Raw genomic sequence first — 21,663 nt, 5'->3', positions numbered from 1 at the left:
AGGCCGTGTCCTCCGGCAGGTGCCGGCCCGCTACATGAAGCGCAGCGCCAGGTGCAGGTCGACGCGGTCGGCCATCGCGGAGAGGTCGCGGCCGGTGAGCGCCTCGATCCGCTGCATCCGATAGCGGAGGGTGCTGGCGTGCAGATGCAGGCGGTCGGCGGCCTGGCGCCAGGAGCCGCCGCTCTCGAGGAAGACGCGCAGGGTCTCGACCATGTCGCTGCGGTGCTCGTCGTCGTAGCGGACGAGCGGTCCGAGGACGGTGAGCGCGAAGGCCGCGCGGGTGCGCGGGGCGACCAGCTCGAGCAGGGCGCCGCTCGAGACGGGGACCGTGTGCTCGACGATCGAGACGGGCTCGTCGGAGGAAGCGCGGCTCGCGCGCTCCCTGGCCGCGAGGAGTGAGACCCCCAGCTGCTCGACGGCGCGCGAGGCATCGCCCACGCCGATCGCGATCCGGCGCTCGTGCAGCAGCCACGGCGCCGCCTCGACCGCGGAGCGCAGCGTGGGCCCGGGCGACGACCTCTCGTCCGCGGGATCGCCGAGCAGCAGCACGGCGGCCCCGTCGAGCACCGCGCCCAGCGCCCGCGCGTGCTCGCGCTCGGCGGCCGCGCGCAGCGGCTGCAGCAGCGCCTCCGGGGGCAGCGACGGGTCGTCGGTGCGCGCGACGACCATCCGGAGCGGCGCGCCGAGGCGGAAGCCGAGCAGCCGCAGCCGCACGGCGGTCTCGGACTCGGGCAGTTCGTCGTGCAGGAGCGCCCGGAGCAGGTCGAGCAGCGGAGCGGCCGACGTGCGCTCGCGCTGGCGGGCGAGGTCGAGCCGGCCGGCGACCGCCCCCGCGAGCAGCTCGACGCCGTCCGCGGTCTCCTCCAACCAGCCGCGCTGATCGCCGGTGACGACGAGCACGCCGAGCCGCTCGCCGGCGGCGGAGAAGAGGGCCCGGCGGGAGAGCGAGCGGCCGTGCTCGGTGACCTCCCAGCGGCTGTCGGGGGAGGAGAGCGAGGCCTCCCAGGCGGCGCCGTAGTCGGCGGCCGTGGGCAGTCCGCCGGCGGAGGCGACCAGGGTGCCGGCGCGGTCGACCGCCCAGCTGCCGTGCGCGAACTCCTCGAAGAAGGCGCGCAGGGCGACCTGGACGCCCTCGCCCGAGGCGGGATCGGCGAGCAGGCGCCGGGCGAACCGCGCCTCGCGGCCGAGCGTCGGCAGGTCGGCCTGCGCGATCACTCCGGCGACCGTCTGCGCGATGGTCTTGAACGACACGTCCGGCGCCACCGTCAGCAGGGCGATGCCGTGCCGGCGGCAGACCTCGAGCATCCCCTCCGGGAGCGAGCCGACCGCGATCAGGCCGACGACGATGGCGACCACTCCGCGGTCGGCGACGCCGCCGACGAAGCGCTCGACGCTCTCCCGGCCGGAGGTCCAGAGCGCGCTCGTCAGCACCACGTCGCCGGGGGAGAGGAAGCGTCCCGGATCCGGCAGGTCGATCGTGTAGGTGCCCGAGATCGCGCGGGCCAGCTGCACGTCGTCGCCGCCGACCAGGGTGAGCTGCAGCTCCGGGTGGCCGAGCAGCTCGCGGACGTTCACCCAGGTCTCCTCGTTCGTGCGGCGGACGCTCTCAGACTAGGCGGCGGGCCGCGAGCCCGGCGACGATGGTGTCGACGCCCCGCTGCGGGCCGTCGCTCTCGCGGATGTCGAGGCGGAGTGGGCGTCGGCCGACCGCCTCGTGGTCGAGCTCTGAGCCGCGCCCGCCAGCCGGTCCCACCGTAGGTGGACCCCCTTGGCGGTCGGAGAGGAGGGGCGACTGGATGGAGGGCCGAAGAGGGCCTGTGCGGACGTCCGGCGTCGACCTGCCGTCTGTCGGGGGTGCGCGTCATACTGACGGCTCATCGGTACAGAGGAGGTTCAATCATGGGTGCAGTCGCTACGACAGTGGTCGTTCCCCTCGCCGAGGAGGTTCCGCTCGCAGACGGGCGCGAATTCCTCCGGCTGCGCGTCAGCGACCGGCTCGGCATCACTCTCGGCGAGTTCTTCGACCGGGTCGATGCCGGAGAGTACGACACCACCGAGGATGCATCGATCCTCCGCCTGGTGATGGCCGTCCCCTACGCCCGATAGGCCACGGTGCCCGGCCGGACGCCCGCGGAGGCGTATCGCGCGTTCATCGAGCCTCTCGAAGCCGCGATCGCCTGCCTCGGGACTGCGAAGGTCACTCATTCCCACGACGGCATGCGTCCTGGCGGGATCCGCGCGTGGAGTCTCAATGGAGGCAGTGGGATGGCGCTCTCCGGGGCGATGCTCTTCGAGGCGTGGGGGATCTCGATACGCCCGCTTCGCGGGCTACTCGATCAGCATGGGGGCGGCAGCCGTCAGCTCATGTCGTGCTCCGAACTGCCGCCCCCGGCCGTGCCGGCGGGCAGGATCACGCGGAAGCGCGCTCCGGCGGCCCCGCGCAGGCAGACCAGGTCGCCGCCGAGGGCGCGGGCGAGGCCGCGGGCGATGGGCAGGCCGAGGCCCGAGCCGCCGTCGGCGCGGTTGCGGGCGTCGTCGAGGCGGACGAGCCGGTCGAAGACGCGGTCGCGGTCGGCCTGGGGGACGCCCGGGCCGTCGTCGTCGACCGTCACGGTGACCCGGTCGTCGGCGTGCGCGAGCGTGACGTCGATCCGGGAGCGGGCGAAGCGGGCGGCGTTCTCGAGCAGGTTGCCGACGATCTGGCCGAGCCGGTCGGCGTCGGCGTGCACGGGCGGCGCTACGGGGTCGCGGTGCAGGACGATCTCGGGGCCGGAGCCGCGCAGCAGCTGCCGCTCGATCGCGGCGGCCGCCACCGCGCCGGCGTCCAGCGGCCGGGCGTCGAGGGCGAGCCCCTCGTCGAGCCGCGCCATCAGCAGCATGTCCTGGATGAGCCGCCCGGCCCGCAGCGATTCGCGGACCACGTGCACCGACAGCCGCTCGCGCTCCTCCTCGGTGCCGTCGGCGCGGACCAGCGCGTCGGCCGCGGCCTGGATGCCGGCGACCGGGGTGCGCAGCTCGTGCGCCGCGTCCGAGACGAAGGCGCGCATCCGGCGCTCGGCGGCCAGCGCCGACTGCTCGGCCTGCTCGAGGTCGTCGAGCATCTCGTCGAACGCCGTGGCCGTGCGGCCGAGCTCGGTGCCCGGCCGCGAGGGGCGCAGGCGCCGGCCGCGGTCGCCGTGCGCGATCGAGCGGGCGACGGTGGTCATCCGCTCGAGCGGGCGCAGGGTCGCGCGGACCACCAGGACGAGGGCGCCGGCGGCGAGCAGGAGGAACACGGCCGAGGCGCCGAGCAGGATCCCGTTCAGCGAGGCGAGGGTCGAGCCGACCGAGCCCGCCTCGCTGCTGAGGGTCAGCACCGTGCCGTCGCTGAGGACGGACTGCAGGGTGATCAGGCCGTCGTCGCCGGAGACGCTGCTCGAGGCGACGGTGACGGTGGCGTCGCGGGGCGTGGGCGCGGCGGCACTGGTGCTCCCGGGCGGGCTCGGCGGCTCGCCCAGCTGGTCCGCCGCTCCCGGTCCCTGGCGCAGCTGCTCGGGGCTCGGGCCGGCGACCACCTCCTCGCCGTCGGGGCTCTGGATACGCACGGCGACGCCCTGCGCCGAGAGCCGCGAGGCGAGCTCGTCGTCGGCGATCGTGCCGACCAGGGCTGCGGCGGCGGAGGCGCGATCGGCCAGCCGCTCCTCGATCTGGTCGCGGAGGCGCTCGCCGAGCACGACCTGCACCGTCGCGGACAGCGCCAGCAGCAGCACCGCCAGCAGGGCGAGCACGGCGAGCACGGTGCGCAGGCGCAGGGAGCCGGTGCGCAGCGGGGCGGAGGCGGGGCGCGCGGCGGCAACGCCCGCGGCGTCGGTGCCCGCGGCGGTGGTGCCCGCGGCGGGGGCGCCTGCCGGGACGCTCATGCCTCCACCCGGTAGCCGAGCCCGCGGACGGTGTGGATGAGGCGGTCGCCGTGCGCCTCCATCTTCTTGCGGAGCGAGCTGAGGTGCACCTCGACGAGGTTCGGGTCGACGTGGTCGTAGCCCCAGACCTGGGTGAGGATCTGCGTCTTGGTCAGCGTGCGGCCGCGGCTTCCCGCGAGGAACGCGAGCAGCCGGAACTCGGTGGCGGTGAGGTCGAGGGGCTCGCCACCGCGGCGGGCGCGTCCGGCGTCGGGATCGACGACCAGGTCGCCGATCTCGATGATCGAGGGGACGCGACCGCGCCGGCGGAGCACCGCGGTGACCCGCGCGACCAGCTCGGCGAGGACGAACGGCTTCACCACGTAGTCGTCGACGCCCTCGTTGAAGCCGCGGAGCCGGTCGTCGACGGCGTCGCGCGCGGTCAGCATGATCACGGCCGCGTCGCTGGTGCGCCGGATCCGCTCGGCGAGCACGATGCCGCTCGGGCCGGGCAGCATCCAGTCGAGCACGACCAGGTCGGGCGCGAAGTCGGCGAGCTCGCGGGCGAGGTCCTCGCCGGTCGGCAGGGCGCGCACGGTGTAGCGCTCGCCGCGGAGGGCGGCCTCGACGGAGGAGCGGATGGCGTCGTCGTCCTCGACGAGGAGCACGCGGGCGGAGGGGAGCATGCTCCGACCGTAGGGGGCGCGGATCGGCGTCGACCGCCACTCGGCTGGGGAGCCTCTGTTCTTAAGGACCGCTTCAGATTCGGCTCGGAATCTGAAATGGAACCGGCCGCAACCGCTCCCGAACGGGAACGGCACCGGGCCGGACCGAGGAGACTCCCATGAGCAAGACCCCCGACAGCCGCACCCCCGGAACCCAGGGCTCGGGTACTGAGGGCCAGGGCTTCGGCCCGCGCCGCCCCCGGACCCGTGCGATCGCCCTCTGCATCGCGGCCGGCGCCCTCGGCTTCGCCGCGATCGGATCGACCGCCGCCTTCGCCGATTCCGCGCCCACCTCCGGCTCGACGAGCTCGAGCACGATCGAGACGACGCCGAGCGCGACGGCCAGTGCGACGCCGACCCCGGACTCCAGCGACGCGCCGACCCTCACCGGCCCGGCCTCGACCGGCCCGGCCGCCTGCGGACCCGCGGGCGCCGGACTGCCGAAGCCCCCGGCGCCCGGTGCGGACGGCTCGATGCCGACCCCGCCGGCCGCGCCCGCCGACGGCGAGGCGCCGACCCCGCCCGCGGCTCCCGCTGACGGCGAGGCGCCCACGCCCCCCGCGGACGGCTCGATGCCGACCCCGCCGGCGGCACCCGCTGACGGCGAGGCGCCGACGCCTCCGGCCGCTCCCGCCGACGGCGAGACGCCGACCCCGCCCGCGGCCCCTGCCGACGGCGAGGCGCCCACGCCTCCCGCCGCTCCTGCCGACGGCGCGACGGCGACCCCGCCCGCCGACGGAGTCCTCCCGACCCCTCCCGCCGCGCCCGCGGACGGCGACGCCGTGACCCCGCCGACCCCGCCGGCCGCGCCCTCGGGTGACTGCGCGCTCCCGACGCCCCCGGCGGACGGCTCCGCGCCGACCCCGCCCGCGCCCCCGGCCGCCGGTGAGGCGCCCGCCGGTCCCGCGCGGCCCGGCACCGGCCCCGCCGCCGGTGACGCTCCCGACGCCGGTGCGACCCCCTCCGTCCCGAGCGACACCGCCACCCCCGAGGAGTCGGACGCCCCCTCCGGCAGCTGACCCCCGGGCCGCACCTCCGGCACGCGAAACGACCTCCGGCTCGTCGGAATCCACGGATTCGACGAGCCGGAGGTGTTTCCGCGTGCCGGAGGTCCTCGGCGAGCGGGGCCGCGCACCCTGCTGATCGAGTTGCTCGCGGAGCGGGTCCTCCATGCTGATCGAGTAGCCCGCGCAGCGGGCGTATCGAGATCCACCGGCGCCAGAAGTGGCGTCTGCAGGCCCGCCGTGTCGACGACGGTGGGTCTCGATACGCCGCGTGCCGCGGCTACTCGACCAGCATGCGGGGCCGCGTGCCGCGGCTACTCGACCAGCATGTGCAGCGGACGTCTCGAGATCTCGCGGCGTCAGCGCGCCGTGCGGCGCCTCCGGGCGAGGCCGAGCACGAGGGCTCCGCCGGCGAGGAGGGACAGCGCGGCGGCCGAGAGCCAGCCGGTCTCGACACCGGTCGAGGCGAGCGAGCCGGAGCCCGAGCCCGTCCGCGGCGGCACGGCACCGGCGGGGTGCGTCGGCGCGGCCGTGGGCTGCGCGGTCGGCGAGGTGGTGGGCTCGGCCGTGGGCTGTGCGGTGGGCGCATCGGTCGGCTCAGCCGTGGGCTCGGCCGTCGGCACCGCGGTCGGCTCGGTCGTCGGCACCGGGGTCGGCGTCACCGCCGCTCCGAACACGTCCTCCGCGGAGCCGAGTGACGCGAGCACCGTCTCGCCGTTCGCGTCGTCGACGCCGTCGTTGTCGGTGACCGCGAAGACCTCGCCGGCGCCGGTGATGCCCAGGCCCTCGAGCTTCTCCTGCGTCCAGCCGTGGCCGGCCTCGAGCGCGGGCAGGACGTCGACGGCGAGCGTCTTCTCCAGCACGGGGAGCTCCTCGCCGATCGCGGCGCCCGGGCCGGTTGGCAGCGGCACCGTGTACACGGCCTTGAGCGCCGCATCCGGTCCGTTGCGCTTGTCGCGCTCGATGACCGCGAGGGTCCCGGCGGGCGTCAGCGTGATCTCGGAGAGGCCGTTCCAGTCGCCCTCGGCGCCGGACGGCGCCTCCAGCGGGTAGCCGAAGAAGCTCCAGCTGCCTGCCGCGACGTCGTAGCGTCCGATTCGGACGATCCCGTCGGCGTCGGTCGACGCCTCCCGCTGCAGTGCGGTCCAGACGATCTCGCCGCCCTCGCCCGCCTCGATCGTGACGCCCTCGAAACCCTGCGAGCCGAGCGCGTCGCCCAGCTCGGCGGGGAGCGCGATCCGCTCGAGCACCGCGGCGGAGGCGTCCAGGCGCAGCAGCGCGTTCTCCGGCCCGGTCGCGCCCTCGGTCACGGCCCAGAAGCCGCCGTCCTCGCGCGCGGCGATGCCCTCGAGGTCGAGGGCTGCCGGCTCACCCGCCTCCGTCACGGTCAGCGTGGAGTCGATCAGCGCCGGGACGACCGAGGTGTCGACCGAGTGGATCGTGCTCGGCGCATACGCGCTGTCGCTCACGGCGTAGAGACGATCCGCGGCGGCCGGGTCGCCCGACAGGCCGGAGAGCGCACCCCACGGCAGCGGCGAGCCGTCGACGTCGGCCGACGCGATGGTCGGGAAGGCCGGGGCGGAGGCGCCGAGCGCGTAGAGCTGCACGCTCGCGCGCACCGCCGCCTCGGCGTCGTCGGTCTCGCTCGAGACGACCAGCAGGTCGCGCTCGGGCAGGGCGAGCAGCCCCTCCGGACCGGGCGTGGACGGCAGCGCCTGCACGAGACGGGGCGCGGTGGGGTCGGAGACGTCGTAGACCGCGACGAAGTTGGCGCGCTCGGCGCCGACGAAGACGTACGGCACGCCGTCGAAGGTCGCCGAGAGCAGTCCCTCCGGCTCGGAGCCCTTCGCGTCGGACCGCTTGTCGGGGTAGAGGCCGAGGCTGACGGCGAGGTGGTCGAAGGTGTTGCCGGCGTCCCAGACCACGGCGCCGGAGGCCGCGTCGAGGATCGACCAGCCGCGGGTGCCGCCCTTCCAGTCGCCCTCGTTCGCGATCGCGACGTGGTCGTCGCCGACCCAGCCGATCGCGTCGGGCTCGCGCGGGACGTCGGTGATCGAGTCGGTCAGCGCGATGCGGTCGTCGTCGAGGGTGTCGATCCCGGAGACGGAGGCGGTGCCGGCCGAGTAGGACGCGGTGACGGTGCGGGTCGCCAGGTCGAGGATCGCGACGGCGTTGTTCTCCTGCAGGGTCACCGCGACGGCGGTGTCGGCGGGGTTGATCGAGACGTACTCGGGCTCCGGGTCGCTCGGGGTGTCGAGGCCCGCGAGGCCGGTGAGCGCGATGTGCTCGGCGACCCAGGCGGACGGGTCGGCGGTGAGGTCCATGACGACGAGCTCGCCCGCGGGGGCCTGCGGGAGGTCGCCCTCCTCGGCGCCCTCGGGCGTGAACTCCTCGTCGCGCTGGTTCTCGATCGCGATGACGGCGAGGTCGCCGGCGGTGGTGACGTCGATGGAGTCGGGCTGGCCGCCGAGCTCGATCGTCGCGACCGGGGCGAGGTCGCTGGCGTGCAGGACGCTGACGTGGCCCGAGGGGTTCGCGAAGTCGCCGTCGGAGGTGTCGACGACCGCGAGCACGTACTCGCCGGTCGCGTAGACCGAGGTGGGCTCGCCGCCGACGCCGACGCCGCCGAGGGGCTTCGGCGCATCCGGGTCGCTGATGTCGAGGACGTTGATCCGCTGGCCGGCGGAGTCGGTGGAGTAGACCAGGCGGCCGTCGGGCGAGGCGCTGGAGATCTCGGCGACGGCGGAGTCGACGGCCGGGTCGGCGGCGTTGAGGTACGCGGGCACCGTGGCGACGCGGGTGAAGAAGGAGTCGCCGGCGGCGGTGGCGGGCAGTGCGGCGCCGACGGTGCAGCTCGCGAGGACGAGGGTGAGCGCGGCGCCGGCGGTGCGGCGGGGGGCGAAGTGACGGGGCACGGGTCTCCTGAGCGGTTTCGAAGGAACCCGCCCACGCTGGCCCCTCCGGGTGAACGCCGCGGCGCGCGCACGTGTCCGGCGGGCGAACGCCCGGGGGCGGCTGGGTCTCGATACGCCGCGTGCCGCGGCTACTCGACCAGCATGGAGCGCCGACGTGCGGGGGATGCATGCTGATCGAGTAGGGCGCGGAGCGGCCGTGACGAGATCCACCTGCGTCAGAAGAGGGGTCTGCAGAGCCGTCCTGCTGGGGACGGTGGGTCTCGATACGCCGCGTGCCGCGGCTACTCGACCAGCATGGAAGGGGGCGTGCCGACCTTGTCCGCGCGGGGGAATGCATGCTGATCGAGTAGGGCGCGGAGCGGCCGTATCGAGATCAGCCCGCGCCAGAAGTGGAGTCTGCAGAGCCGTCCTGCTGAGGACGGTGGGTCTCGATACGCCGCGTGCCGCGGCTACTCGACCAGCATGAATGGGGCCGCGTGCCGCGGCTACTCGACCAGCATGGGTCCGCGCGCCCTCGCCCGTCGGGTCAGCGGGCCGCGAGGCCTGCCGCCGCCGAGCCCCAGCCGGCCAGGGCGGCGCGCACGCGCTCGTCGCGCGCGAGGCCGAGGGCCTCGGCGTAGCCCTCCTCGAGGACGTCGTCGATGCGGACGCGCGCGCCCGTCTCGGAGGAGCGCACCGCCGCCTCGACCATCGCGAGGCTCCGCACGTTCGCGTGCACCTCGCCCGAGGGCACGGCGCCGGTCCCCAGCACGCGCACGAACTCGGCGAGCGAGCCGGCGATCTCCTGCGGGCCGGGCTCGAGCGTCGCGGTCTGCACCGCCTCCGACTCCTGTGCCTGCCAGGAGGGCGCGCCGTCGCCGTCCCAGTGCGCGGTGCCGCCCGCGCCGGTCACGCGCCAGTCGCCGTTCCAGGACGTCTCGAGCCCGTCGGCGCACCAGCTGCCGGTGTAGCTGAAGCGGACGCCGCCGGCGAACTCGAAGACGGCGCTCGCCGCGGCACCGTCGGCGTACCAGCTCCAGCCCGGGTTGTACTCCTCGCAGTAGACGGCGACCGGGTCGCGGTCCAGGACGTAGCGCGCCGCGTCGAAGGCGTGGATCGCCATGTCGACCAGCAGCACGTGCGGCATCTCCTCGCGGAAGCCGCCGAAGTGCGGCGCCTTCGCGAACAGGACCGACGCCGTTCCGAGCTCTCCGAGCCCGGCGACCTGCTCGCGGAACGCCGCGATCGCGGGGTAGTACCGCCGCGACTGGCTGGTCATCAGCAGCCGCCCGGCGACCTCGCTCGTCGCGGCGAGGATCAGCGACTCGGCGATCGTCGGCGCGATCGGCTTCTCCGACAGCACCGGCAGCCCCGCGAAGAGCGCCTCGCTGCTCACCGGCAGGTGCGCGCGCGGCACGGTGACGTTGACGACCGCGTCGGCGCCGGAGCGCGCGGCGACCTCGGCGACGGAGCTGCCGACCGCGATCGGCCCGACCCCCTCCTCCTCGGCGGCCCGCTCGGCGAGCGCGACGTCGAGGTCGACGAGGCCGACCAGCTCGGCGTCGGGGTGGTCGCGGATGGTGCGGATCCACGCGCGCCCCATGGCGCCCGCTCCGACCTGGACGAGACGGACGGTCATCGGACGAGCGCCCCCTGGTAGTCCTCGCCGGCGAAGAACTCGCCGGACTCGTAGCGCTGCAGCACGGGCAGGCGGCGCTCGGGGCGGTCGGAGTGCGCCCACTCGACGCCGTTCGCGATCACGCGGCGGACGTCGGCGTGGTGGTAGACGGGGAAGTCCTGGTCGCCGGGCGAGAAGAAGAAGATCCGGCCGTGGCCGCGCTTCCAGGTCATCCCGGAGCGGAACACCTCGCCGCCGGAGAAGGTGGAGAGGAAGACCAGCTCGTCGGGCGCGGGGACGTCGAAGAACTCGCCGTACATCTCCTGCTGCGGGATCGTGAAGGGGTGCGGCACGCCCTGCGCGATGGGGTGCGTCGGGTCGACGGTCCAGACCATCTCGCGGTCCTCGGCCGAGCGCCAGCGCAGCGTGCAGGTGGTGCCCATCAGCTTCCCGAAGATCTTCGACCAGTGGCCGGAGTGCAGGACGACGAGCCCCATGCCGGAGAGGACGTGGCGCTGCACGCGCTCGACGATCTCGTCGGCGACGGCGTCGTGCGCCATGTGGCCCCACCAGACCAGCACGTCGGTGCCGGCGAGGACCTCCTCGGTGAGGCCGTGCTCGGGCTCGTCGAGCGTGGTGGTCGAGACGGTCGCGCGCTCGCCGAGGTTCTCGGTGATGCCGGCGGCGATCGTCGTGTGCATGCCGTCGGGGTAGATCGCGCGGACCTTCTCCTCGATCTGCTCGTGGCGGTTCTCGCCCCAGACGAGGACGCGGAGGGGAGCGGCGGGTGTGGTCACGGAGGGTCCTTCTTCGTCGGAGGTGTCGAGTGCGCCGGTGCAGCGGTTAAGCGCTTTACCGGCGAGTGCTCCTAGACTGCGGGACACCGCGCCCCCGCGTCAACCGCGGCGGGGCGCGTCGAGCGGAGGGAGACGCGATGGCGACCATGCAGGACGTCGCGCGCCGCGCGGGCGTGTCGATCGCGACCGTCTCCTTCGTCGTCAACGCCAGCAAGCCGGTCTCGCCGGAGACGGCTGAGCGGGTCCGCGAGGCGATGCGCGAGCTCGGCTACCGCCCGCACGCCCTCGCCCGCGCGCTGGCCCGCCGGCGCTCGATGATGATCGCGATCGTCTACCCGCTGGTCCCCTCGCGTCCGCTGAACACCGCGACGACGTTCCTCGCCGGCGCCGCCGAGGCGGCCGCCGAGAGCGGCTACTCGATCGTGCTCTGGCCCACGGTCGGCGGCGCGGAGAAGCTCGCCGATCTGCGTGCCGACGGCCTGCTCGACGGCGTCGTGCTGATGCAGGTGACCTCGGACGACGAGCGGGTGGCGGTCCTGCGCGACTCCGGCACCCCGTTCGCCCTGCTCGGCCGCACCCGCGATCCCTCGGCGCTCGACTGGGTGGACATCGACTTCGAGGGCATGGTCGAGGAGGCGCTCGAGCGCCTGACCGCCCTGGGGCACCGCCGGGTCGCGCTCGTGCTCGGGCCGGAGGGCGGCGCCGACTTCGGCCCCTACGCGCGGACCCGGGAGGCGTTCGAGCGGGCGGCCGCGGCCCGCGGCCTGACCGCCGCGCACCTGCGCTGCGAGGAGACGCCCGCCGGCGGGCGCGCGCTGGCCCGCTCGCTCGACCCGGAGACGGCGACGGCGGTGCTGGTGATCAACGGCGGCGCGGCCGTCGGCTTCGCGCACGAGCTGCGCCACCGCGGCGTGCGGGTGCCCGAGGACCTCTCGATCGTGCTGCTCGCCTCCGACCCCGACGTCGCGGACCTCGCCGACCCCGCGCTCGACCTGCTCGTCGCGCCGGGCCACGCCCTCGGCCGCCGCGGGGTGGAGGCGCTGCTCGCCCGCCTCGCCGATCCGGCCGCGCCGCTGCTCCAGGAGCGCATCGGCGGGCCGTGGCGCCCGGGCGGGTCCGTCGCGGCACCGCGCGGCTGACCCTCGGCGCGTTCGCACCGCGCCGGTCGGTCGACCGTCCCATCGTCCAGGTGGCGCGGACAGGGCATCCGTGGCAGTTCCTGGGTGATCGGCGAATCCTCCAGTCTTCTGCGGAGGATCGCCCGTGTGGATCGGGCGGCACGAGGCCTAGCGTGGGAGCACCGTTCCGGCCCGAAGGAGCACCCGGCATGACCCGCGCGACCCGCTCACCCCACCCGCCCGCTCACCTGCCGCCGCGGCTGACCCTCTCGCTCTGGGACTTCTCCTGGTACACGCGGACGATGCCGGGCGAGCCCTTCCACGACCTCGGGCGCGCGTTCGACGAGGCGGTGGAGCGCGGCTGCAACACGGTCCGGATCTGCGCGGCTCCGCTCCTGCTGTTCGGCGACCACTCGATCGACACCTCGCAGCTGCGCTTCTCGAACATGGGCGGTGACGTCGGCCGGGGCACGCGCTGGTACGACGCCGTCGGCGGCGCCGTGCTCGACCTGCGGGCGCGCCTGGTCGAGCTGTTCCGCCAGGCCGCCGCGCACGACGTGTTCGTCATCGTCTCCTCCTGGGAGTACCAGCAGAGCCCCGCGTTCCTCAGCGACTCGTCCTGGCACGACCTGCTGACGGCGATCCCGCCGACCGAGCGACACGAGGCTCTCGCCCGCGCCGAATCGCGGCTGATCGCCTTCCTCGAGGCCGAGGGGCTGGCCGATCGCATCGCCTACGTCGAGGTGCACAACGAGGTCGACCTGTCCCGGCTCGGCGAGGTGCCGGCGGAGGGGCTCGACACCTTCTGGGCGCAGAAGCCGTACCTGACCGCCGCCCTGGAGATCCTGCAGGCGGATCATCCGGACGTCCTGTCGACCGTCTGCTACGGGATCCCGCCGTACCTCGACCTCGACTCCGTGCCGGAGAACGCGCAGGTCGCGCACGTGCACTTCTACGTCTACGGGGTCCTCGCGGCGCTGGAGGAGTGGGCGGGAGTGCGGGCCGAGCCGCCGGTGTTCCCGAGCGCCGAGCTGAGATCGCTGCTGCGCGAGGGGGCGCCCGAGTTCGACGCCCTGGCGCACACCGTCGAACCGTGGCGGCTCGCGGCGACCGGCATCAGCCCGAGCATGTTCTACGCCTACGACCGGGTCGATCCGGTCGCGTGGGACTCCTGGCTCTACTCGCACTACGGCCGCTACGAGGTCGCGATGCGGGAGGCGATCGACGTCCGGCTGCGCGCGGTCGCGACCTGGGCGCGCCGCCGCGGAATCCCCGCCGTGGTCGGCGAGGGCTGGATCGGCTACACGCCGTTGGAGGCGGAGTTCGAGGACGGGCCGGCCGGCCGGGTCCTCGCCGGCTACGCGGTCCAGCGCTGCATCGACCTCGGCTACTGGGGAACGCTCGTCGGCTCCAACTCCGCGCCGCAGCACCCGGGCTGGTCGAACGTCGAGCTGCAGCGGCGGCTGAACGGCCTCGTCCTGGCGTCCGGGGAGCTCGGGGAGACCGGGCCCGCGCCGCTGTCCTCCGCGCCGCTCGGTTCCGCTCCGCTCAGTTCCGCGTCCGGTACGCGTGCGGAGTCAGGCCGTGGATCCGCTTGAACTGCCGGGCGAAGTAGAAGGAGTCCTCGTAGCCGGCCGCGGCGGCCACCTCGGCGATCGGCCGCTCCGTCATGTCGAGCAGCTCGCGGGCCCGCGCCATCCGCAGCTCGGTCCGGTACTGCAGCACCGGCATCCCGAAGCGGCGCCGGAAGAGGGCCGCGAAGTGCGACGGGCTCAGGCACGCCATCGAGGCGAGCTCCGCCACCTCGATCCGCTCGGCGGGGTGGTCGTGGAGGAACTGCGCGGCCCGGTCGAGGGCGGTGCTGCGCGCGTCGCCGGGCGGGCGGTCCGAGGCGAGGATCGCCAGCAGGTGCCAGCCGGCGCCCGATGCGGCGAGCAGGCTGTTCGTCGTCGAGTCGCAGCCCAGGTGCGTGATCGCCGCCGAGATCAGCGCGACCGCGGCGTAGACGTCGGACAGGGTGCGCACCGGAGCGTCGACCGTGGCGCGCGCGGCCTGCAGGAACTCGGGCAGATCGCTGCCGGCGAGGTGCAGCCACCACAGCGTCCACGGGTCGGCGGCATCGGCCCCGTAGCCGTGCGGCTCACCGGGCGGCAGCAGGACGATCTGCCCCGCGGTCACGGCGAAGGTGCCCGCCGCCGTCGTGCACCAGCCGGAACCCCGGGTGCAGACCAGGACGACGGCGTCCGCGATCGGGCTGGTGCGCACTCGTCCGTGCCCGCGCGCCTCGGGGAAGTGGCCGCAGTCGGTGACCAGGAGGTGCGACGTCCCCGGCTGCGTCAGCGCCTCCCGGACGCGGGGGCGCGGCAGGACGTGCATCGTCTCGCCCGGGAAGCCCGCCCCGAGGATCGTCGGCGTCCGTGCGCACCTCATCAGCGTTCCGTCCAGAAGTTCCACGGGTTCCGTCCTCCGTTCCGGCCTCGGATCTCATCTTGACTGGGCGTCATGCTCGATGACAGCGCTGCCATTTCCGCAGACAGTACCAGTGGAACGTCCAGGGGAAGCGCTGCGCCTCCGCCCCCGCCACCCGCTCCGGAGGACGTCGCGTCCAACGACGAGCTGTTCCTCCTCGGTCTGCACCTCGAGGAGCGCCCGCGCTCCGGATGCGCGCCCGAGCACTACTGGGAGGAGGCGGTCTGGCGGGACCCCGGCGACACCCGCTGCCATGTCGCGCTCGCGCGGTCGCTCGCCGTCGCGGCCCGCTTCGACGAGGCGGAGGGCCACCTCCGCTCCGCGATCGAGCGGCTGACCTCCCTGGGCGTGGTGCCGGCCGACGGCGAGGCGCACCACCGGCTGGGCGAGCTCCTCGCCCGGCAGGGACGGCCGGAGGAGGCGCTCGAGGCTCTGAGCACGGCGCGGAGGGCGAGAACCTGGCGCGTCGCGTCCGGTGTCGCGCTCGGGCGGCTCCTTCTGGCGGCGGACCGTCTCGAGGAGGCCGAGGCCGTGCTGCGCGAGGTGCGCGCGATCGACGGGCAGCACGCGCGGGCGACGGTCCTGCTCGCCGTCGTACTCCGGCGCGGCCGGCGGGCGCAGCAGTCGAGGGCGCTGCTCGAGAGCGTGCTCGCGCGCGATCCGCTCGACCACTGGGCGCGCGACCTCGCCGGCCGCCCGCTCGACGCCGACGCCGACGCACTGCTCGACGTCGCGCTGGAGTACCGCGACGCGGGGCTGCCGGACGACGCACTGCGCCTGCTCGCCCTCGCGCTCGCGGCCGATGCCGCGCGGCGCACCCCCGCCGAGCGGACCGGGGTGGTGCCGCTGGTGCACTACCACGCCGCACTGCTGCACGAGCGGCAGGGTCGGCCCGACCAGGCACGGGCCGCCCGGCGGATCGCGCAGCAGGCGCCGCTCGAGGGCTGCCGCCCGGTCCGCCTCGAGGACGTCGAGGCGCTGGAGGCGGCCGACGCCGAGGACACCACCGCCCGCTTCCTCCTCGGCGGCTGGTACTCCGCGGTGGGCCGCGTCGAGGACGCCTTCGCTGCCTCGTGGTCCGCCGCCGCGCACGACCCGAGGGCGTGGGTGCGGGTGGTCGCGCTGCGCGCGCTGGCGGCGGCCTCCTGCACCGCGTACGGCGACGCCGAGGCGGGGCTCGCCTACCTCGAGCGCGCTCGGCACCTCGCCCCCGGCGACGCGGGGCTCCTCGTCGAGTACGACCGGCTCCGGGTGCTCCTCGGGCACGAGGGGCGACTCGCCCTCCTCGAGGAGAACGAGGCGCTCGTCCTCGAGCGCGACGATCTGACCCTCGAGTACGCGGCGCTGCTGGTCGCGGACGGCCGAGCGGGTCGCGCTCAGGGCCTGCTGCTGGGCCGGGTGCTCGGGCAGGGGGAGGGCCCGGGGAGCCGGGTGCCCGAGGGGCGCGTGCTCGAGGTCTGGGACGCGACGATGATCGCGCTCGCCGACGCGTCGTCGCCCGCCGATGCGCTGACCTTCCTCTGCGCCGCCCTCGCGCCGCCCGCCTGTCTCGGCGAGGAGCGCCCGCCGTCGGCCGTCCCCGCCGGGCTGCTGCTCCGCCGCGGTGCCGCGCGGGCGCGCCTCGGCGACGACGCGGGCGCCGCCGACGACTGGGAGGCGGCCGCCGGGCTGACCGGCGACGCCGTGACGGCGCCGCACTACGACGAGCAGACGGTCTCCGCGATCCGCGCGCTCCTGGCGCTCGGGCGCCGCGCCGAGGCCGACCGCCTGACGACGGCCTTCTCCGAGTGGATCGACGAGGAGGCCGCGATCCCGGCCACGGCCGACTGGACCCGCCCCGGCGAGCTGTACCCGCTGGAGCCGCAGCAGCAGAAGGACGCGCTGCTGGCGCGCTGCCGCGAGCAGCTCGCCGCGCTGGCGGAGGAGCGGCGGAGCGGGTGAGCGGGCGATCACAGCGGCGATAACATTATCGCCGATGGTCGAGTTGATAACATTATCAACATGCGCAACTCCCTCGACAACCCGTTCAGTCCCGGCTCCGACGCGGTGCCCGAGATCTGGGCGGGGCGGACGACGCAGCTGAGCGATTGGCGTGACGTGCTCCGTCCCCGCCTCGCGCGAGGCCTCCCCGAGCGCGGCCGCACGATCCTCGGCGAGCCCGGACTCGGCAAGTCCGCCCTGGTGCGGCGGATCGCCCGCGACGCCTCAGTGGACGGCGACTGGGTGACTCCGCAGCTGCGCATCCCGTCGGGCGCCGACCCGCTGAAGCTCGTGGCCGCCGCCCTGCTCGCTCTCGCCGAGGCCGCCGGTCTGCCGACGGCCCGGGAGAAGCGGATCGCGGCCCTCCTCGAGCGCGTGCAGGCGGTCGCTGCATCCGGGCTGTCGCTCACCCTCCGCGGACAGGACGGCCCGGAGGCGCACACCGCGCTGACCGAGCTGCTCGTCGAGGTGGGCCGGGCCGCGATCGCGCAGGACGTCGTCGTGCTCGTGCACCTCGACGAGGTGCAGAACATCGCCGACGAGAGCGGCCTCTCGCAGCTGCTGATCGCGCTCGGCGATGCCATCACCCACGAGGAGACGGTCGCGCTGCCGGGCGGCGTACAGGTGACCCGCTTCCTGCCCATCGCGGTCTACCTCACCGGCTTGCCCGACTTCGAGGACCGCGCCGGCCGCCAGAAGGGCGCCACCTTCGCTCGCCGCTTCAAGACGACCGTGCTGACGGCCATCGACGACGACGACATCGTCGCGGCGCTGCAGGACTTCGTGCTGCCCGGCTGGGAGGTCGCGGACGGCGCGGGTGGGACGGGCCGCATCCGGATGGAGGCCGACGCCGTCGCGGCGATCGTCGACCTCTGCCGGGGTGAGCCGTTCCTGTTCCAGCTGGCCGGGGAGAGCGCTTGGTACGCGGGCACCGACGCCACGATCACGCGCCGGCAGGTGCTTGCGGGCTGGCGAGGCGTGCAGCGGGAGGCGGCCGCTCATGTCGAGCGGATCCTCGGCCGGCTGCCCGCGCGAGAGCGCGCCTTCCTCGAAGCGATGGCGGTTCTGCCGGCCCGCGATCGGTCGCTGACCCGGATCGCCCGCGCGCTCGGTCTGTCGAAGCCGTCGGAGGTGGGGACGACGGCGCAGCGTCTCGACACCGTCCGCGGGATCATCGACCGAGGGAAGCTGTACGGGTTCCGGCACCGGGCGATCGAGGCGTCGCTGACGAGCGACTGGCCGCGAGTGGACTGAGGCGCGCCGCAGGGGTCCCGCTCACCCCGCGTGCGGCAGCAGAACCTCCACCAGGCCGTCGGTGACGCGCGTCTCGAAACGCGGCTGGGGCGAGGTGGCGGGGCCGCGGACGACCTCGCCGGTCTCGAGCGAGAAGGCGCTCGCGTGCCAGGGGCAGGTGATGCAGGCGTCGGCGCCGGTGCCGCGGAGCTCGCCCTCGTCGAGGGGGCCGGAGAGGTGGCTGCAGACGTTCGAGAGGACGTCGACGCGGTCGCCGCGGCGGACGGCGAGCAGCGGGGTCTCGGCGACGGTCCTCTTCACGGGGGAGTTCTGCGGCAGCTCGGCGAGCTGGCCGAGGGTCTGCCAGCCGGTGGGGAAGCGGTGCGGCACGTCCTCGGTGTGGTTCGCGCCGGCCGCCTGGCGGTAGCTGAGGTGGCCGCCGAGGTAGCCGCCGCCGGAGACGACCGCGAGACCGAGCGCGCTGAGCACCTTCCCGCTGGTGCGCCGCCCGCGCACGCGCTGGACGAAGGATGCGGTGTAGAGGACGGCCCCGGCGACGTTGGCCGCCGCGTGGACGAGCCCGACGCGCTTCTGCTGCTCATGCAGCTCGGACCAGTCGGTGTAGCCGGCGGCGGCGGTGGGCAGCACGCTGACGATCCCCAGGCCGATGAGGGTGCGCGCCGCGCGCTCGTTGCCGGGCAGCAGATCGAGGACCGCCGCCGACACCCACGCGCCGGTCGGCACGAGCACGAGCAGCGGATGCACCGGGTGCCCGATCGGGACGCCGTGCAGCACGTCCCGCACGGGCTGCGGCCGGATGACCGCGTCGACCACCTTCTTGACCCGGTCGACGAGCGGATCGAGGGCGGCCTCGTTCTCGAGACGGCTGACGAGACGGACGAGCTTCACTTCGCGCATGCACCAGGGCACCCCGTGCTCGGGTGGCGCGGCAAGGGGGTTGCGATCCGTGCGGGGCCGTCCCGCCCACGTCGGAGGACCGCGTCTCCGGACCGGCGCTGCCGAGGAGGGCGGGTCTCGATACGCCCCTGCGGGGCTACTCGACCAGCATGGTGCTGCAGAGGCACCTTGTGATCGGGCAGGGCGCGCAGTGCCCCGCCGTGCTGATCGCGCAGTGCCCCGCCGTGCTGATCGAGCAGCGCGCGCAGCGCCCCGCCGTGCTGATCGGGCAGTGCGCTCAGTGCCCCGCCATGCAGGTCGAGCGCCCCCCCCGTGCTGATCGAGCAGAGCGCGCAGCGCGCCCCTTTCATGCTGATCGAGTAGCGCGCGCAGCGTGCGTATCGAGATCCGCCCCCGTCGAGACGCCGGCCTGCAGGCCCGCCGGCGTCAGCCGGCCGACGTGAAGAACGCCTCGATCGCGCGGGTCAGCGCGACGAGGTCGTCGACGTGGGCGAGCTCGCGCGCGGAGTGCATCGACAGCAGCGGGACGCCGACGTCGACGGTCGAGATCCCGAGCCGGGTGGCGGTGAGCGGCCCGATCGTGGAGCCGCAGGGGACCGTGTTGTTCGAGACGAACTCCTGGAACTCCACTCCGGCCCGCGCGCACACTCCGGCCCAGAGCGCCGCGCCGCGCGCGTCGGTCGCGTAGCGCTGCGAGGCGTTGATCTTGAGCAGCGGGCCCTTGCCGGCGACCGGCTGGTTCACCGGGTCGTGCTTCTCCGGGTAGTTCGGGTGCACGGAGTGGCCGGCGTCGGCGGAGAGGCACCAGGACCGCGCCATCGCGCGGGCGCGCTCGTCGACACCCGCGCCGAGGGCGGCGCCGACGCGGATGAGCACGTCCTCGAGGAAGGGCCCGCTCGCTCCGGAGCGGCTGGCCGAGCCGAGCTCCTCGTGGTCGAAGGCGGCGAACATGCTGATGTGCCCCGGCGCGGCGGCGGCGTCCGCATCCGTGCCGCTCGCCGCGAGCAGCGCGACGAGCCCCGCGTGCACCGAGCTGAGGTCGTCCATCCGCCCGGCCGCGAAGAGCGCGTCGTCGAGGCCGAAGCGCGCGGGCGGCTGGGTGTCCGCGGTGATGAGGTCGTAGCCGGCGATGTCGGCGGCACCGTCGAGCCCGGCCTTCGCGGCGAGGATCTCGAGCAGGTCGTTCCCGTCCGCGTCGCCCAGGCCGTAGACGGGGACGGTGTGCTTCTGCCGGTCGAGCTTCAGGCCGTCGTTCGCCTCGCGGTCGAGGTGGATCGCGAGCTGCGGGATGCGCAGGAACGGGCCGGTGCGCACGAGCACCTCGGCGCCGTCGCGGGTGACGATGCGGCCGGCCAGCTCGAGCTCGCGGTCGAGCCAGGAGTTGAGCAGCGGTCCGCCGTAGACCTCGACGCCGGCCTGCAGCCAGCCCTTCGACTCGACCGTCGGTCGCGGCTTCAGCTTGAAGCCGGGGGAGTCGGTGTGCGCGCCGAGGATGCGGAACGGCGTCACCGCGGTGGCCCCGGCCGGGACGTGCCAGGCGATGACCGCCCCGTCGCGGAGGACGAAGTAGCGCCCGGGCTCCGAGGGCCACGCGGCGGTCTCGTCGACGGACTCGAACCCCGCCGCCGCCAGTCGCCGCGCGGTCTCCGCCGCGGCGTGGAAGGAGGAGGGCGAGGCGGTGAGGAACTCGGCGAAGTCGGCGAGGTGGTCGGCGCGGGAGGTCATCGACTCATTCAAGCAGGGCGGGCGAGGCCCGGCGGCAGCAGCTCGGCGAGCGGGATCGAGCCGGTCGACTTCGTGGTCACGCCATGGCAGCCGCAGCCGGCGGGCGGACGGTCACGCCGGCGACCGCACAGCGCCCAGATCCCGCCGCGCCAGCCACCCCTTCGACCGCCGCAGCCCCTCCTCCAGCGTCGCCTCACTCTCCTCGTCGACGCAGATCCACCCGGCGTACGCCGCCCGCCCGAGCGCCTTCAGCACCCCGCCCAGGTCGAGCACGCCCTCCCCGGCGACCCGCCACTCCCCATCCCGCCCGACCGGGATCGAGTAGTCCTTCAGGTGCAGGTTGTCCACGAAGGCCCCGAACTCGTCGATGAAGCCCGGCAGGTCCTCGACCCCCGAGCGCGCCAGATGCGCCGTGTCGACGGTCAGCCCGAGCACCCCCGGCTCCCTCCCGTCGAAGAACTCGCGGAAGTCCGCGAGCTCCATCACCGGCTGGTCCGTGTGGTGGTGCAGCGAGAACGCCACGCCGGCGTCCCGCGACCGAGAGGCGATATCGGTCAGCGTCGAGGCGAACGAGCGCCGCATCGCAGCATCCACCCCCTCGTGCGGATGCCCGTGGCAGAACACGATCCGCTCGGCCCCCACCGCCGCGGCGAACGCGATGGTCGCCGCGATCCGCTCCTGCCCCGCCTCGTCCAGAGAATCCCCGGTGATCAGCGCCGAGTAGATGCCCGGATCCTCTCCCAGCGAGGCGAGGGCACGAGAGGGATCACCCACGTACTCGGCGTACTGCGCCCCTTTCAGCTGCAGTCCTTCGTACCCCTCCGCCCGGAAGCTCGACACCAGCACCGGAACCTCCGCCGGCTCCAAGAACTTCGAGAACGCCAGCCGCGACACGCTCATTCTCCGATCACCTCGCGCTCGGCCGTGTCGAACACGATGAGCAGCTCGCACTCCTCGTCGCCGATGTTCACGGCGTTGTGGGTGGCGCCGAGAGGGATCGAGATGGTGTCGCCGGGGCCCATCTCTACGTAGTCGTCGTTCACCCGGTTGCGGATTCGGCCGCGGATCACGGTGAGCACCTCGTCGCAGTTGGGGTGGTGGTGCACGGGGTTGTTGCGGCCGGGCTGGATGAAGCACTTGCCGACGGTGAGGACGTCGGAGTTCCCCTCCGAACCGGCGATCATCCACTCGAGACGCCCCCAGTCCTGCGGGACAGTGGTGGCGCCTCCGGCGGGCACGAAGCCACCGCGGCGGGTCTGGTTCTCGATCATGTCGTCTCCTTCGTCGTAGTCGATACGTCATCA

The 21,663-nt window shown here is 74.5% G+C and carries 17 protein-coding genes; 6 read left to right on the top strand and 11 right to left on the bottom strand.

The features are described from left to right. Positions 1 to 30: 30 nt before the first annotated feature. Entirely contained in the window at positions 31 to 1,575 is a 1,545-nt protein-coding gene (locus MT351_RS10305; RefSeq protein ID WP_243582119.1) for a PucR family transcriptional regulator, read from the bottom strand. A gap of 324 nt (positions 1,576 to 1,899) precedes the next feature. Here MT351_RS10305 and MT351_RS10300 point away from each other — a divergent pair, with 324 nt between their 5' ends. Beyond that, positions 1,900 to 2,106, top strand: coding sequence for a hypothetical protein (locus tag MT351_RS10300; protein WP_148060277.1), 207 nt, complete (start codon positions 1,900 to 1,902; stop codon positions 2,104 to 2,106). A 251-nt stretch (positions 2,107 to 2,357) separates the two neighbouring features. Here MT351_RS10300 and MT351_RS10295 read toward each other — a convergent pair whose 3' ends face one another. After that, positions 2,358 to 3,899 carry a HAMP domain-containing sensor histidine kinase gene (locus MT351_RS10295; protein WP_243582118.1) on the bottom strand — a complete coding sequence of 514 codons (1,542 nt, stop codon included), beginning with the start codon at positions 3,897 to 3,899 and terminating at the stop codon, positions 2,358 to 2,360. Next, the gene (locus tag MT351_RS10290) at positions 3,896 to 4,564 is read right to left on the bottom strand and encodes a response regulator transcription factor (protein WP_243582117.1); all 669 of its coding nucleotides are present in this window, start codon (positions 4,562 to 4,564) and stop codon (positions 3,896 to 3,898) included. The genes MT351_RS10295 and MT351_RS10290 overlap by 4 nt, the downstream gene beginning before the upstream one ends. Positions 4,565 to 4,722: 158 nt before the next feature. On the opposite strand from MT351_RS10290, the gene MT351_RS10285 reads away from it, so the two are divergent. Further along, complete coding sequence (locus tag MT351_RS10285) at positions 4,723 to 5,622, top strand: hypothetical protein (RefSeq protein ID WP_243582116.1); 900 nt, start codon at positions 4,723 to 4,725, stop codon at positions 5,620 to 5,622. A 344-nt stretch (positions 5,623 to 5,966) separates the two neighbouring features. Here the strand turns inward: MT351_RS10285 and MT351_RS10280 are convergent, their stop codons facing one another. The 3 genes from MT351_RS10280 to MT351_RS10270 form a co-directional block, all read right to left on the bottom strand. After that, complete coding sequence (locus tag MT351_RS10280) at positions 5,967 to 8,522, bottom strand: esterase-like activity of phytase family protein (protein ID WP_132436773.1); 2,556 nt, start codon at positions 8,520 to 8,522, stop codon at positions 5,967 to 5,969. A 526-nt stretch (positions 8,523 to 9,048) separates the two neighbouring features. Next, positions 9,049 to 10,140 carry a Gfo/Idh/MocA family protein gene (locus tag MT351_RS10275; protein WP_123736396.1) on the bottom strand — a complete coding sequence of 364 codons (1,092 nt, stop codon included), beginning with the start codon at positions 10,138 to 10,140 and terminating at the stop codon, positions 9,049 to 9,051. Next, positions 10,137 to 10,916 (bottom strand): ThuA domain-containing protein, encoded by a 780-nt coding sequence (locus MT351_RS10270; protein WP_123736395.1) that lies wholly within the window; start codon positions 10,914 to 10,916, stop codon positions 10,137 to 10,139. Before MT351_RS10270 ends, MT351_RS10275 begins: the two co-directional genes overlap by 4 nt. Before the next feature lie 137 nt (positions 10,917 to 11,053). Between MT351_RS10270 and MT351_RS10265 the strand changes: the two genes are divergently transcribed. After that, positions 11,054 to 12,055, top strand: coding sequence for a LacI family DNA-binding transcriptional regulator (locus MT351_RS10265; RefSeq protein WP_243582115.1), 1,002 nt, complete (start codon positions 11,054 to 11,056; stop codon positions 12,053 to 12,055). A 188-nt stretch (positions 12,056 to 12,243) separates the two neighbouring features. Continuing rightward, positions 12,244 to 13,632: a cellulase-like family protein gene (locus MT351_RS10260; RefSeq protein ID WP_243582114.1), complete on the top strand. Its 1,389-nt coding sequence runs from the start codon at positions 12,244 to 12,246 to the stop codon at positions 13,630 to 13,632. On the opposite strand, the gene MT351_RS10255 is transcribed toward MT351_RS10260, so the two are convergent. Then, entirely contained in the window at positions 13,583 to 14,464 is an 882-nt protein-coding gene (locus tag MT351_RS10255) for an AraC family transcriptional regulator (RefSeq protein ID WP_132436781.1), read from the bottom strand. The genes MT351_RS10260 and MT351_RS10255 overlap by 50 nt on opposite strands. Before the next feature lie 72 nt (positions 14,465 to 14,536). Between MT351_RS10255 and MT351_RS10250 the strand changes: the two genes are divergently transcribed. Both MT351_RS10250 and MT351_RS10245 read left to right on the top strand, forming a co-directional pair. Continuing rightward, entirely contained in the window at positions 14,537 to 16,444 is a 1,908-nt protein-coding gene (locus tag MT351_RS10250) for a tetratricopeptide repeat protein (RefSeq protein ID WP_132436783.1), read from the top strand. Positions 16,445 to 16,504: 60 nt separating this feature from the next. Further along, positions 16,505 to 17,737 carry an AAA family ATPase gene (locus MT351_RS10245; protein ID WP_132436785.1) on the top strand — a complete coding sequence of 411 codons (1,233 nt, stop codon included), beginning with the start codon at positions 16,505 to 16,507 and terminating at the stop codon, positions 17,735 to 17,737. A gap of 21 nt (positions 17,738 to 17,758) precedes the next feature. On the opposite strand, the gene MT351_RS10240 is transcribed toward MT351_RS10245, so the two are convergent. The 4 genes from MT351_RS10240 to MT351_RS10225 all read right to left on the bottom strand — a co-directional run bounded on the left by MT351_RS10240 (position 17,759) and on the right by MT351_RS10225 (position 21,630). Further along, a complete protein-coding gene (locus MT351_RS10240) occupies positions 17,759 to 18,634 on the bottom strand; it encodes a Rieske 2Fe-2S domain-containing protein (RefSeq protein ID WP_243582113.1) in 876 nt (291 codons plus the stop codon). A 426-nt stretch (positions 18,635 to 19,060) separates the two neighbouring features. Continuing rightward, the gene (locus MT351_RS10235; protein WP_243582112.1) at positions 19,061 to 20,359 is read right to left on the bottom strand and encodes a M18 family aminopeptidase; all 1,299 of its coding nucleotides are present in this window, start codon (positions 20,357 to 20,359) and stop codon (positions 19,061 to 19,063) included. A 111-nt stretch (positions 20,360 to 20,470) separates the two neighbouring features. Further along, positions 20,471 to 21,259 carry a sugar phosphate isomerase/epimerase gene (locus tag MT351_RS10230; protein WP_132436791.1) on the bottom strand — a complete coding sequence of 263 codons (789 nt, stop codon included), beginning with the start codon at positions 21,257 to 21,259 and terminating at the stop codon, positions 20,471 to 20,473. Continuing rightward, entirely contained in the window at positions 21,256 to 21,630 is a 375-nt protein-coding gene (locus MT351_RS10225; protein WP_132436793.1) for a cupin domain-containing protein, read from the bottom strand. The genes MT351_RS10230 and MT351_RS10225 overlap by 4 nt, the downstream gene beginning before the upstream one ends. Positions 21,631 to 21,663: the final 33 nt, after the last annotated feature.

The sequence above is a fragment of the Rathayibacter sp. VKM Ac-2926 genome, assembly GCF_022815565.1.
Taxonomy (GTDB): Bacteria; Actinomycetota; Actinomycetes; order Actinomycetales; family Microbacteriaceae; genus Rathayibacter; species Rathayibacter festucae.
This window is presented reverse-complemented; position numbering and strand designations above follow the sequence as displayed.

What these genes read in the sequence shown, in the direction of transcription:
- MT351_RS10300 (WP_148060277.1), top strand. Translation starts at nt 1,900, where the DNA reads ATGGGTGCAGTCGCTACGACAGTGGTCGTTCCCCTCGCCGAGGAGGTT.
- MT351_RS10295 (WP_243582118.1), bottom strand. Translation starts at nt 3,899, where the DNA reads ATGAGCGTCCCGGCAGGCGCCCCCGCCGCGGGCACCACCGCCGCGGGC.
- MT351_RS10290 (WP_243582117.1), bottom strand. Translation starts at nt 4,564, where the DNA reads ATGCTCCCCTCCGCCCGCGTGCTCCTCGTCGAGGACGACGACGCCATC.
- MT351_RS10285 (WP_243582116.1), top strand. Translation starts at nt 4,723, where the DNA reads ATGAGCAAGACCCCCGACAGCCGCACCCCCGGAACCCAGGGCTCGGGT.
- MT351_RS10275 (WP_123736396.1), bottom strand. Translation starts at nt 10,140, where the DNA reads ATGACCGTCCGTCTCGTCCAGGTCGGAGCGGGCGCCATGGGGCGCGCG.
- MT351_RS10265 (WP_243582115.1), top strand. Translation starts at nt 11,054, where the DNA reads ATGGCGACCATGCAGGACGTCGCGCGCCGCGCGGGCGTGTCGATCGCG.
- MT351_RS10260 (WP_243582114.1), top strand. Translation starts at nt 12,244, where the DNA reads ATGACCCGCGCGACCCGCTCACCCCACCCGCCCGCTCACCTGCCGCCG.
- MT351_RS10255 (WP_132436781.1), bottom strand. Translation starts at nt 14,464, where the DNA reads ATGAGGTGCGCACGGACGCCGACGATCCTCGGGGCGGGCTTCCCGGGC.
- MT351_RS10250 (WP_132436783.1), top strand. Translation starts at nt 14,537, where the DNA reads ATGCTCGATGACAGCGCTGCCATTTCCGCAGACAGTACCAGTGGAACG.
- MT351_RS10245 (WP_132436785.1), top strand. Translation starts at nt 16,505, where the DNA reads ATGCGCAACTCCCTCGACAACCCGTTCAGTCCCGGCTCCGACGCGGTG.
- MT351_RS10240 (WP_243582113.1), bottom strand. Translation starts at nt 18,634, where the DNA reads ATGCGCGAAGTGAAGCTCGTCCGTCTCGTCAGCCGTCTCGAGAACGAG.
- MT351_RS10235 (WP_243582112.1), bottom strand. Translation starts at nt 20,359, where the DNA reads ATGACCTCCCGCGCCGACCACCTCGCCGACTTCGCCGAGTTCCTCACC.
- MT351_RS10230 (WP_132436791.1), bottom strand. Translation starts at nt 21,259, where the DNA reads ATGAGCGTGTCGCGGCTGGCGTTCTCGAAGTTCTTGGAGCCGGCGGAG.
- MT351_RS10225 (WP_132436793.1), bottom strand. Translation starts at nt 21,630, where the DNA reads ATGATCGAGAACCAGACCCGCCGCGGTGGCTTCGTGCCCGCCGGAGGC.